Origin of the sequence: Novosphingobium sp. NBM11 (genome assembly GCF_015390225.1) — a bacterium.
GTDB lineage: Bacteria > Pseudomonadota > Alphaproteobacteria > Sphingomonadales > Sphingomonadaceae > Novosphingobium.
Genome location: NZ_VUOG01000001.1, coordinates 3,126,650 through 3,137,093 on the forward strand (window position 1 = coordinate 3,126,650; position 10,444 = coordinate 3,137,093).

Annotated in this window: 14 protein-coding genes; 8 read left to right on the forward strand and 6 right to left on the reverse strand. The window is 64.6% G+C overall.

Going from position 1 to position 10,444, the window contains the following annotated elements:
- Nucleotides 1-12: 12 nt before the first annotated feature.
- Genes trbK-alt through F1640_RS15370 form a run of 6 tightly spaced genes read left to right on the forward strand, consistent with a single transcriptional unit; the run spans nucleotide 13 to nucleotide 4,887 of the window.
- Nucleotides 13-396 (forward strand): putative entry exclusion protein TrbK-alt, encoded by a 384-nt coding sequence (gene trbK-alt / locus F1640_RS15345; RefSeq protein ID WP_075151007.1) that lies wholly within the window; start codon nucleotides 13-15, stop codon nucleotides 394-396.
- Nucleotides 393-1,745, forward strand: a complete 1,353-nt coding sequence (gene trbL, locus F1640_RS15350) for a P-type conjugative transfer protein TrbL (protein ID WP_060977347.1) — start codon at nucleotides 393-395, stop codon at nucleotides 1,743-1,745. Before trbK-alt ends, trbL begins: the two co-directional genes overlap by 4 nt.
- A 7-nt stretch (nucleotides 1,746-1,752) precedes the next feature.
- Complete coding sequence (gene trbF / locus F1640_RS15355) at nucleotides 1,753-2,436, forward strand: conjugal transfer protein TrbF (RefSeq protein ID WP_060977348.1); 684 nt, start codon at nucleotides 1,753-1,755, stop codon at nucleotides 2,434-2,436.
- A complete protein-coding gene (trbG, locus tag F1640_RS15360; RefSeq protein WP_060977349.1) occupies nucleotides 2,433-3,455 on the forward strand; it encodes a P-type conjugative transfer protein TrbG in 1,023 nt (340 codons plus the stop codon). The genes trbF and trbG overlap by 4 nt, the downstream gene beginning before the upstream one ends.
- Nucleotides 3,455-4,678, forward strand: coding sequence for a TrbI/VirB10 family protein (locus F1640_RS15365; RefSeq protein ID WP_060977365.1), 1,224 nt, complete (start codon nucleotides 3,455-3,457; stop codon nucleotides 4,676-4,678). Before trbG ends, F1640_RS15365 begins: the two co-directional genes overlap by 1 nt.
- Nucleotides 4,675-4,887 (forward strand): DUF2274 domain-containing protein, encoded by a 213-nt coding sequence (locus F1640_RS15370; protein WP_060977350.1) that lies wholly within the window; start codon nucleotides 4,675-4,677, stop codon nucleotides 4,885-4,887. The genes F1640_RS15365 and F1640_RS15370 overlap by 4 nt, the downstream gene beginning before the upstream one ends.
- 16 nt (nucleotides 4,888-4,903) lie before the next feature.
- On the opposite strand, the gene F1640_RS15375 is transcribed toward F1640_RS15370, so the two are convergent.
- From F1640_RS15375 to F1640_RS15395, 6 genes are all read right to left on the reverse strand, one after another.
- A complete protein-coding gene (locus tag F1640_RS15375) occupies nucleotides 4,904-5,209 on the reverse strand; it encodes a hypothetical protein (protein ID WP_060977351.1) in 306 nt (101 codons plus the stop codon).
- An 85-nt stretch (nucleotides 5,210-5,294) separates the two neighbouring features.
- Entirely contained in the window at nucleotides 5,295-6,206 is a 912-nt protein-coding gene (locus tag F1640_RS15380; protein ID WP_060977352.1) for a LysR family transcriptional regulator, read from the reverse strand.
- Between the two features lie 106 nt (nucleotides 6,207-6,312).
- Nucleotides 6,313-6,795 carry a transmembrane anchor protein gene (locus F1640_RS15385; RefSeq protein ID WP_255530379.1) on the reverse strand — a complete coding sequence of 161 codons (483 nt, stop codon included), beginning with the start codon at nucleotides 6,793-6,795 and terminating at the stop codon, nucleotides 6,313-6,315.
- A 1-nt stretch (nucleotide 6,796) separates the two neighbouring features.
- Nucleotides 6,797-6,967 carry a hypothetical protein gene (locus F1640_RS25360; RefSeq protein ID WP_255530380.1) on the reverse strand — a complete coding sequence of 57 codons (171 nt, stop codon included), beginning with the start codon at nucleotides 6,965-6,967 and terminating at the stop codon, nucleotides 6,797-6,799.
- Nucleotides 6,968-6,983: 16 nt separating this feature from the next.
- Nucleotides 6,984-7,715: a HupE/UreJ family protein gene (locus tag F1640_RS15390; RefSeq protein ID WP_060977354.1), complete on the reverse strand. Its 732-nt coding sequence runs from the start codon at nucleotides 7,713-7,715 to the stop codon at nucleotides 6,984-6,986.
- 474 nt (nucleotides 7,716-8,189) lie between these two features.
- The gene (locus F1640_RS15395) at nucleotides 8,190-8,456 is read right to left on the reverse strand and encodes a metal-sensing transcriptional repressor (protein ID WP_060977355.1); all 267 of its coding nucleotides are present in this window, start codon (nucleotides 8,454-8,456) and stop codon (nucleotides 8,190-8,192) included.
- A gap of 192 nt (nucleotides 8,457-8,648) precedes the next feature.
- Here F1640_RS15395 and F1640_RS15400 point away from each other — a divergent pair, with 192 nt between their 5' ends.
- On the forward strand, nucleotides 8,649-9,992 hold the full coding sequence (locus F1640_RS15400) for an MFS transporter (protein ID WP_060977366.1): 1,344 nt from the start codon (nucleotides 8,649-8,651) through the stop codon (nucleotides 9,990-9,992).
- Nucleotides 9,993-10,024: 32 nt separating this feature from the next.
- Nucleotides 10,025-10,429: a hypothetical protein gene (locus F1640_RS15405; RefSeq protein WP_124811104.1), complete on the forward strand. Its 405-nt coding sequence runs from the start codon at nucleotides 10,025-10,027 to the stop codon at nucleotides 10,427-10,429.
- Nucleotides 10,430-10,444 lie beyond the last annotated feature (15 nt).

Sequence of the window (10,444 nt, forward strand, 5' to 3'; positions counted from 1 at the left end):
AGGAGAAGCCGCATGTCGCGCAATGCAAAGATCGCCGGTGTCGCCGCGCTCGGCGGCATCATGCTGGCCGTGGCGCTCGCGGGCTCGCGCGAACCGCATGAACCGCAGCTTGAAGCCGTCCTGCCCGTCCTTGAAGAAGGAGAGCAGGAGAAGCGGCTGGCGCGCGAACTGGAACGCTGCGCCACGCTCACCATGCCGGATTCCGGCTGCGAGGCGGCATGGGCGGAAAAGCGCCGCCGCTTCTTCGGCAAGGATGCCGACGCGCCCGCGCCGGGCGAGCATCCTGCGCTTCCCGCCGCATATGACAGCGACGGCAGCCGGGCTGACGAGGCGATCCGGCCGGAGCTTCCCGGCCCCTTTGTCCCCGCCGATCAGGCCGGGAGCACCGCGCCGTGAGTGACACCGGGATCGTCGATACCTTCCTCGACACCTTCACCAGCTACATCGACAGCGGCTTTGGCCTGCTCGGCGGCGAGGTCGGCTTCCTGTCCTCGACCCTTATCGCGATCGACGTGACCATCGCCGGGCTGTTCTGGGCCTGGGGCGCCGATGAGGACGTGATCCAGCGGCTGGTCAAGAAAACCCTCTATATCGGCGCCTTCGCCTTCATCATCGGCAATTTCCAGACACTGGCGACGATCCTGTTCGACAGCTTCGCGGGGCTGGGGCTCAAGGCGAGTGGCGATGCCCTCAGCCTCGCGGAGTTCATGAAGCCCGGCACGATCGCTGCAAAGGGTCTCGATGCGGCGCAGCCACTGATCGACGCGATGGAGGCCTATAACAGCCTCTGGTCGGTGTTCGCCAATCTCGCGATCATCGCCGTGCTGCTGCTCGCCTATCTGATCGTCGTCCTCGCCTTCTTCATTATCGCCATCCAGATATTCATCACCCTGATCGAGTTCAAGCTGGTGACGCTGGCCGGATTCGTCCTGCTGCCCTTCGCCTTCTGGAACCGCACCGCGTTCATGGCCGAAAAAGTGCTCGGCCATATCGTCTCCAGCGGGATCAAGGTGCTGGTGCTCGCGGTCATCACCGGGATCGGCACGACCCTGTTCAGCACGTTCACGGCGACGGTCGGTCCCGAACCCGACGCGCGGCAGGTTCTGGCGATCGCGCTCGGCGCGCTGTCGCTGCTCGGCCTGTCGATCTTCGGCCCCGGCATCGCCAACGGGATCGTCTCGGGCGGGCCGCAGCTCGGCGCGGGCGCGGCGGCCGGCACCGTGCTGGCGGCGGGCGGCGCGCTGGTCGGTGGCGCCGCCGCCGCGAAGCTCGGCGTCGGCGCTGCCGCCTCGACCATAGGCGCGACCGGGCGGATGGGTGCGGCAGCCGCGCAAGGCGGCGCGCGCATGGCGGGCGGCGCGGCGGGCGCCTACAGCGTCGGCTCGCTCGGCAGGAGCGGCGCGGGCGCTGTGGCGGGCGGCATGGCCGCTGTCGGACAGACGGCGGCGACCGGCGCCGTCAATGCCGCGCTCTCGCCGCTGCGCCGGATGGCCGGCAAGGCGAGCGCATCCATGAAGGACAACTTCCGCACAGGCGCCCGCGCCGGGCTGGGCGTCGCTCCCGCATCGGGAAGTCCCGCGCCCGCGGCATCGCCGGCAGCCCCGGCTTCCGCGCCGCCCGCATGGGCCTCGGCCATGAAGCAGCGCCAGTCCGCGACCCACGGCGCGACCGTCCTCGCTCACACGATGAAGGCCGGCGACAGCCACGGCGGCGGCGGCGGTCCCGACGTCAAGGAAAGGGAGTGATCCGAAAATGTTCCGACGACCCACCATCCGCTACGGCCAGACCCCCGAACCCGCGACGCCCTACCAGCGCGCCGCGCAGGTCTGGGACGACCGCATCGGTTCCGCCCGCGTGCAGGCGAAGAACTGGCGCCTTGCCTTCTTCGGCGCGCTCGCCCTGTCCGGTGGGCTCTCGGCCGGACTCGTCTGGCAATCCGCCCGCGGCCATATCGTGCCCTGGGTGGTGCAGGTCGATCGGCTCGGCGAAGCGCAGGCCGTCGCTCCCGCCGAAACCGGCTACCGCCCGACCGATCCGCAGATCGCGTTCCATCTCGCCCGGTTCATCGAGCAGGTCAGGGCGATCCCGGCCGATCCGGTCATCGTCCGGCAGAACTGGCTCAGGGCTTACGATTTCACGACCGACAAGGGCGCACTGGCGCTCAACGACTACGCGCGCGCCAACGATCCGATCGCACAGGTCGGCAAGGTGCAGGTCGCGGTGGACGTCTCCAGCGTGATCCGTGCCTCCGGCGACAGCTTCCGCGTCGCCTGGATCGAGCGGCGCTATCAGGACGGCAGTCTCGCCGAGACGACCCGCTGGTCGGCGATCCTCACTGTCGTTGTCCAGACCCCGCGCACCCCCGACGCGCTGCGCAAGAACCCGCTCGGCGTGTTCGTCAACGCCCTCAACTGGAGCAAGGAGCTGTCGCAATGACACGCATGTCCGCCCGCCATGCCGCCAGCGCGGTTATGTTATTGTCCGCAACCGCGCTGGCCGGCTGCGCCACCTCATCGGCGAAAGCGCCGAGCATCGCTTACGATGATCCACCGCGCGAGATCGCGGCCACGCCGGCCGCACAACCGCCACGCGTGGTCGAGGTGGTGACTATCCCCGAACCGCTGCCGCTTCCGGGCCAGTTGAAGCCGGTCACGCAAAGCGCCTCGCCGCGAGAAGCGACCGATCCGCGCCGCCGCGTCGGGGCCGCGAACGCGGCCGCCCGCGTGCAACCCACCCGCGACGGCTATGTGAACGCCATCCAGCAATATCCCTGGACCGAAGGCGCGCTTTATCAGGTATATACCGCGCCCGGCCAGGTGACGGACATCGCGCTTCAGGAGGGCGAGCAGCTCGTCGGGCCGGGGCCGGTCGCGGCCGGCGACACCGTGCGCTGGATCATCGGCGACACGGTGAGCGGCAGCGGCGCGACGGCGCGCGTGCATATCCTCGCGAAGCCCACGCGGCCCGACATTTTCACTAACCTCGTCATCAACACCGACCGGCGCACCTATCATATCGAACTGCGCGCGACGGCCTCGACCTATATGGCGTCGGTGTCGTGGACCTATCCGCAGGACGCGCTGATCGCCCTGCGCGGCGCAAACGCCGCCGCTGCCGCCTCGGCCCCCGTCGCCACCGGCATCGACATCGCGGCGCTCAATTTCCGCTACCGGATCGAGGGCGACCGCGTGCCGTGGAAGCCCGTGCGCGCCTTCGACGATTCCGCGCAGGTGTTCATCGAGTTCCCGGCCGGGATCTCGCAGGGCGAGATGCCGCCGCTGTTCGTGACCGGCGCGGCTGGCGACGCCGAGCTGGTCAATTACCGCGTGCAGGGGCGCTATATGGTGGTCGATCGCCTGTTCGCCAGCGCGGAATTGCGCCTGAGCGACAAGCGCACCGAGCGGCGCGTGCGAATCGTGCGCGACGGCGCGGACACGTCCCGCAGGGGGCGGTGATGGCCGATCCCACCAATACGCCCGTCCAGCCAGCGCCGCAGGCATCCCCCCAACCCGCATCCGCGAACCCCGCCGCCTTTCAGCTTCGCGGGCCTGCGCCGCGCGTCATGCGCCTTTCGAGGAAGGCGCTGGCGACGCTCGGCGTGGTCGCGGGGCTCGGTATCGGCGGCTCGCTCTGGTATGCGCTCGCGCCCAAAGGAGAACAGGCGGCGAAGGAACTCTACAATACCGACAGCCGCGCCGCATCCGAGACCATCACCTCGGGGCCGAAGGATTACGGCCAGGTCCCGAAGCTCGGCCCCAGGCTTCCCGGCGATCTCGGCGGCCCGATCGTCTCGGCGCAGCAGCGCGGGGAGAATGTGCCCGTGCCACCGGTCGGCGCGCAGCCCGATCCGCGCATCCAGGCCGCCGAAGCCGCTCGCCAGCGCATCGCCCAGGAACGCGATGCAGCCCGCACCAGCATGGTGTTCCTCGGCGGAAGCAGCGCCGGGACCGGTGCGATGCCGTCCTTGCCGAGCCTCGCCATCGCAGCGCCGGAGGCCGCAGCTCCGCAACCGTCAGAGGCTGCGCAGGGCGACCAAGCCGCCAAGCGGGCGTTCATGGCGCAAGCGACCAATCAGCGCACTGTCAGCGCCGAGCGGCTGACCGCGCCGGCCTCGCCCAACATTGTCCAGGCCGGCAGCATCATCCCCGCCGCGCTGATCACCGGCATCCGTTCCGACCTTCCCGGCCAGATCACCGCCCAGGTGACGCAGAACGTCTATGACAGCATCACCGGGCGCATCCTGCTCATTCCGCAGGGCGCGCGGCTGATCGGCGAATATGACAGCGAGGTCGCCGCGGGGCAGACGCGTGTGCTGCTCTCCTGGGACCGCCTCATCATGCCGGACGGGCGCTCGATCGTTCTCGAGCGCCAGCCCGGAACGGACGCCGCGGGATTTGCGGGGCTACAGGGTCGCGTCAATCAGCATTGGGGCAATCTGCTGAAAGCCGCCGCCGTCTCGACCTTGCTCGGCGTCGGCGCCGAGCTGGGGGCCGACAGCGAGGACGACCTCACCCGCGCGCTTCGGCGGGGATCGCAGGACACCATCAACCAGACCGGACAGCAGGTCGTGCGGCGGCAGCTCAATGTGCAGCCGACGCTCACCATCCGGCCGGGGCATCCGCTCAGGGTCGTCCTGACGAGAGATTTGATCCTCGAACCCATCGGAGCAACGCGATGACCAAACTCAAGCTGGGGCAGATCCCCGAGGACAAGCCCGTCAAGCTCGCCGTGGAACTGCCCGCGCCGCTGTTCGAGGATTTACGGCGCTACGGCGAGATTCTCGGCGAGGGCAGCCCGATCCCGCCCGCGCGCCTGATCGCGCCGATGCTGGAGCGGTTCATGGCCACCGACCGCGCCTTTCGCCGGCATCGCGCGCAGGGGGACTGAAAGCCCGTTCGCGTGGTCAATTGCCAAAGAACTTCTTGTGCCGCGCTCGGCCCTCCGCCTCGGTCACGGCCATCTCGGCATTGAAGCATTCGTCGCCGCGCGTCGAGCCTTCCGCGCACTGTGTCAGAACCTGCCGGGCCTCGTCGAGATGCGCCGCGAAATATTGCTTGCCGCGCGGCTCCGCGGGCGCGGCGACGGGCACAGGACTCGCGACCGCTGCTGCCGGTTCGGCCGGCGCGATCACCGGGCGCAGAACGAAACCCGCTCCGAACCCGACGATCAGCGTGACCAGCACGATGATGAGTGTCTTTCCCTGCGTCATGACGGCTCCTTTCTCCGGTTGCAAATCAGGCCGGCCGTTGGTTGCGATCCCGCCTGTTAACGTCGCATGTCACTGTCTCGCGCGGTCACGGGATGTCGAAGGACAGCGCATAGCGGTCGCGCACGAAGGCGAGGAAACGCCTCAGCGCGGGATTGGCGTTGTCCTTTCGCCAGTAGCCCGAATAGTTGATGAAGGCCGGTCCCTGCTCGCCCTGGACGGGGCGATAGATGACGTCGGGATAGCGAGCGCCCGTCGCGCCCTCGCAGACGATCGACACGCCCAGACCGCCGCCCAGCACGCTCAGGATCGCCTCGCGGCTGGCCTGATGCATCCTGATATCGGGAGGCTCGCCCGCCATCATCAGGCGGCCGAGCAGCAGGTCGCGGATTTCCGGGCCGGGATCGGCGGCAGGCAGCAGAAAGCGCTCGCGCCGCAAATCGGTCCAATGAACGGCCTCGCTTGCGGCAAGGGCATGATCTGCCGGCAACGCGGCCATGACACGCTCGTTCCACAACCCCTCACGCCGGAATCCGGCATGGCCCGCTTCGCCGACCAGGACCGCGATATCGATCTCGCCCGTATCGAGCCCCGCGAGCAGCGCGCCCCGGTCGGCTTCCACGCCGTCGATCTCGACATCGGGATTTGCCGCTCGCCAGCCCAGTATGGTGGCGCGCAGATGGCCGGCCGAGATCGCGCTGTTGTGTCCGATCATAAGTCCCCCCGCGCGGCCCTGGCCCGCCGCCCGCATCGTTGCCACCATCTTGTCCGCGTTCGCCACCATCGACCGCGCCGCGCGGATGAACTGCGCGCCGGCGAGCGTCATGCTGACGCCGCCCTGCGAGCGGTTGAAAATCCGTCCGCCGATCACCCGCTCCAGCTTCAGGATGGCCCGGCTCAACGTCGACTGCTCCACGTCCAGCACCCTGGACGCGCGATAGAAGCTGCCATGATCCGCCGCGGCGATGGCGTAGCGAAGTTGGCGAATGTCGAAAGGCATATCTATTTCTTCAATCCGACATGGTCAGTACAATCTGAATGGCCGATACCGAGTATAACTCGGTATCGGCTGTAGAATCCCAAGGAAGGCACTCTGTTTTTATGCGCTAGATTAGCCGCTTTATGTCGGCATACTGGCCTTGAGTTTCCAGAAGCACGGTCACTTCGGCATCACCCCGATTGCGCCAATACCAACCATGATTGCCGTTAAACGCAGCCGTAATTACGCCTTCGCCCCTGGAAAGGCCGCGCTTCTTTTCGTAGCTGATCGATTGTCCGCCGCCGTCACCGTGGAGGTCGACATTCACGGCTCCGCCTTGAACGGTCCAGACGAAGCTCGCCTTTTCCCCTCGTTTCATCACGAGCTTCACCTCTGCACCCTCGCCGGGTTTCAGAGTGACGCTCATCCGATCAGTCCGGCCCGGCGCAGCGTCGACTGCGGGCGGGGCGTCGGCGCTCTGCCCAGGGGCGATGGTTCTTCCTGATGCAGCGGCCTCGATGATGGCCCTGCTTCTGGCATCATTCGCGGCGGTATCAACTTTCCTGTCCGCTTCGGCCTCTTCGGCGAGTTGGCGCTTTATATCCCCCATATCAGTGAAAACCGAGCGCGCGGCCGATTCCGGTAGGATCGACACCATATTCGGCCGGGAGCACGATCGTGACGAGGAGCGCGACGGCTGTCACGGCAGCGATCACGGTCGAACGGATAAGCTGGCCGGATGACGGCAGTTCGGCTTGTGAGGGTATGGGCGAGTTATACATGGTTCAAATCCTTTGATCAGGCGACGACCCAGCCGGTGAGCTGATATCCGATCAGCACGAACCCGGCGGTCATCATCACGACGTTGGCGGTGTAGGCATGACGCCAGAAGCTCGGCGTTCGGCGCCAGAAGCCCATGATGATCAGAATGGCGGCGAGCGCGAGCAACTGACCGAGTTCGACGCCGACATTGAAGGCCAGCAGGTTAGGCAGCAGGCCGTCGGGAGAAATCTCATAGTCGATGATCTTGTTCGCCAAGCCGAAGCCGTGGCAGAAACCGAATATCAGCGTTGCAGCCTTGGTGTTCGGCTGGAAGCCGAACCAGCGTTGGAACGCCCCAAGGTTGTCGAGCGCCTTATAGACGATCGAAAAGCCGATGATCGCGTCAATAATATAGCTGTTGATGCCGAAGTCGAAGAAAACGCCCAGCAGCATGGTCGTCGAATGGCCGATCGCGAACAGGCTGACATAGATCGCGATATGCTTCATCCGATAGAGGAAGAAGATGATCCCGAACAGAAATAAAATATGATCGTATCCCGTCACCATATGTTTGGCGCCGAGATACATAAACTCCAGCAGGTGAACCCCGCTGATCTCCTGGATATAGCCCTTATCGCCTTCGGCGACGGCATGGGCGAAGGCGGTGCCGGTCCAAAGAACGAGGCTCAGCCCGGTCAAGAACAATAACAATAGGAGCCGGGAGGACGCACGTCGTCCGTGCGCCGGCTCAGTAAAAGCCTGTATCATGAGAATACCTGTCTATCTATGTGAATTGCCGCGCTGGCGCGGCGTCGCGGTCACATCGAGGACAGGTACTCCGGGGGGCGGTCCATAGGGTCGCTGTTGCGGCCGCTCAATATCGGTCCGGCCTGAGGTGGCCATCCCTGTTGCACAAGAGGGAGATCGACGCCTGACTGGGCAACACCGATAGGCGTATCATGGCTATGGTCGGCCGGGTTATGCCCATGCACATGGCCACGCACGCGCTCGCCATCATCGCCGTCGTCATGGATGTGGCCGTGGGCAGCGGATTGCTGCTTTAATTCGGCATGGCGTTCTGCCTCCGCAGCGAGCGTTTGCACTAGGGGCGTGGCGTGCAATAGCCTGACAAGCGGAAAGTTGCACAGCAAAGGCGAGCAGGCCCAACAGAAAGCGGCGGAATGTTTGACTTGAAAACAGTGTGGACATGGCTCCGTCGCTGTTCTTTCCCGGCTGCGTCGGTTAGAGATATTTAGAGATAGCTTGAAACTCAGCCATCGCCTTTTCGCCGTGCGCCGGATCGCCACCGATGCAGTGGCTGAGGTGATCCTGGATCAAGGTTCGCTTGGCGGTCGCGATCGCCTTTTCGACCGCCTGCAATTGCATGGCGATATCGGAGCAGGATCGTCCGTTCTCGATCATGTCCACGATGCTGCGTAAATGACCGGTAGCCCGGTTGAGGCGTTTGACGATTGCGGGATGGGTCGAGTGAGGATGGGGATGGGACATCTTCTTATCATCGTTACCTAAGGTCATGCTGTCGAGACGTAGTTTTCGGTTCACCGACCGCCAGGTAGGAATTTGATCATGATGCCACCGACCGAAAGAGCGATCGACACCAGTCCTTTATTGACCTTTTAACCGCAACGAGGATAAAGGCAAGTATCCCCCTGGGGGGATATGCCCGACTCGTTGGAAACCATGCTCGCCGTTCTTGCGAACCGAACCTACCGGCATCTGCTGCTCGCCCAGGTCATCGCCCTGGTCGGGACCGGCCTTGCGACCGTGGCGCTCGGCTTGCTGGCCTACGATCTCGCTGGCGGCAATGCGGGCGCTGTCTTGGGAACAGCTCTCGCTATCAAGATGGTCGCCTATATCGGGATTGCGCCCATCGCCGGGGCCTTTGCTGATCGCGTCCCGCGCAGGGCGCTGCTCGTTTCTCTGGACCTCGTGCGCGCGGCCGTTGCGATCTGCCTGCCCTTCGTGAGCGAGATTTGGCAAATCTATGTCCTGATCTTCGTGCTCCAGGCTGCCTCGGCGGCATTTACGCCGACCTTCCAGGCGACCATTCCCGACGTCCTGCCCGATGAGCGCGACTATACCCGCGCGCTCTCGCTGTCGCGCCTCGCCTATGACATGGAGAATATCACCAGCCCGATGCTGGCGGCCGCCTTGTTGACCGTGATCAATTTCCATTGGCTGTTTTCCGGCACGGCGATCGGTTTCATCGGTTCGGCGCTGCTAGTCGTTTCGGTCATTCTGCCGCGCGCCGAGCGGTCAGCAGATCGGCAGGAAAGCCTCTATGCCAAGACCACGCGCGGGATGCGTATCTACCTCCAGACGCCGCGCTTGCTCGGTCTGCTGGCGATTACCTTGTCCGCCGCCGCCGCCAGCTCTATGGTAATCGTCAACACCGTGGTCATCGTCCAGAGCTTACTCGGGATGGCCCAACGCGACGTGGCGCTGACTCTGGCAGCTTATGGTCTGGGTTCGATCGCCGCAGCCCTGCTTCTGCCCCGATTGCTCGACAGGATCGATGATCGAAGGGTTATGGTCGGTGCAGCTGTCGCCCTGTCTGTGGGCCTCGGCGCAATGACCTGGATCAGTATCGCCGTTCCGGTCGGTCCTTCGTACTGGCACATGTTGCTCGCTGGTTGGGTCGTGCTGGGGATCGCATATTCGATGAGCGTCACGCCTTCGGGGCGGTTGCTCAAACGATCGGCCAATGCAGAAGACAGGCCGGCGCTGTTTGCCGCACAGTTTGCTCTCAGCCACATATGCTGGCTGATATGCTATCCGCTGGTTGGTCAACTCGGCGCCAATATCTCCATGACCGCTGCGTTCGGTGCGATGGCGATTTTTGCAAGTGCGGGCACGATTTTTGCCTTGCTATTTTGGCCGTCTGACGACCCCGATGTCGTGCCGCACGAGCATGACGATCTACCGAAGGATCATGAGCATATTCGTCTATATCATACGGGCGACGGTGCCGCACACGCCTATATGATCGACGATCTCCACCCGCATTGGGCGAGGCGGGCATGAGGGCCGTTCGCTGTCTTGCGGGAAGGTCGGGATTGCCGATTTGCGCATTTGCCGATAGTAAAAAGAAGATGCGCCTCGGCCAACGCCATGTCCTTCATGCAAAAGCCGCCAATCGATACCTCATCGTTGGCGCGCTGTTGGCCATGCTAGCGATGCTCAACGTGCTCGGCTTGAATGCTTGGCACAGTTCGATGGCCGGCCATGATGAGACGAGGATCGAAAGCGCTCTTGTCCAGCATGATGACGATAGTCCGTCCATGCCGGAAGTCGATCTTCATAAGGCGACCCACACGGTCATTCATGGGTTGGCGGACATCGTGCCTAGCACTGGCATGACTGCTACTTTCTTCGCCGTTTCAGGCGACTGGTTCGTTTCCAAAGACTTCGTCATCAGCGGTCTTTTACCGGAAGCCCTTCTGCGTCCCCCACGAGGCTGATGCCGCGCGCCGACC

What these genes read in the sequence shown, in the direction of transcription:
- trbG (WP_060977349.1), top strand. Translation starts at nt 2,433, where the DNA reads ATGACACGCATGTCCGCCCGCCATGCCGCCAGCGCGGTTATGTTATTG.
- F1640_RS25360 (WP_255530380.1), bottom strand. Translation starts at nt 6,967, where the DNA reads ATGTATAACTCGCCCATACCCTCACAAGCCGAACTGCCGTCATCCGGC.
- F1640_RS15400 (WP_060977366.1), top strand. Translation starts at nt 8,649, where the DNA reads ATGCTCGCCGTTCTTGCGAACCGAACCTACCGGCATCTGCTGCTCGCC.
- F1640_RS15365 (WP_060977365.1), top strand. Translation starts at nt 3,455, where the DNA reads ATGGCCGATCCCACCAATACGCCCGTCCAGCCAGCGCCGCAGGCATCC.
- F1640_RS15370 (WP_060977350.1), top strand. Translation starts at nt 4,675, where the DNA reads ATGACCAAACTCAAGCTGGGGCAGATCCCCGAGGACAAGCCCGTCAAG.
- F1640_RS15390 (WP_060977354.1), bottom strand. Translation starts at nt 7,715, where the DNA reads ATGATACAGGCTTTTACTGAGCCGGCGCACGGACGACGTGCGTCCTCC.
- F1640_RS15385 (WP_255530379.1), bottom strand. Translation starts at nt 6,795, where the DNA reads ATGGGGGATATAAAGCGCCAACTCGCCGAAGAGGCCGAAGCGGACAGG.
- trbF (WP_060977348.1), top strand. Translation starts at nt 1,753, where the DNA reads ATGTTCCGACGACCCACCATCCGCTACGGCCAGACCCCCGAACCCGCG.
- F1640_RS15375 (WP_060977351.1), bottom strand. Translation starts at nt 5,209, where the DNA reads ATGACGCAGGGAAAGACACTCATCATCGTGCTGGTCACGCTGATCGTC.
- F1640_RS15395 (WP_060977355.1), bottom strand. Translation starts at nt 8,456, where the DNA reads ATGTCCCATCCCCATCCTCACTCGACCCATCCCGCAATCGTCAAACGC.
- F1640_RS15380 (WP_060977352.1), bottom strand. Translation starts at nt 6,206, where the DNA reads ATGCCTTTCGACATTCGCCAACTTCGCTACGCCATCGCCGCGGCGGAT.
- trbK-alt (WP_075151007.1), top strand. Translation starts at nt 13, where the DNA reads ATGTCGCGCAATGCAAAGATCGCCGGTGTCGCCGCGCTCGGCGGCATC.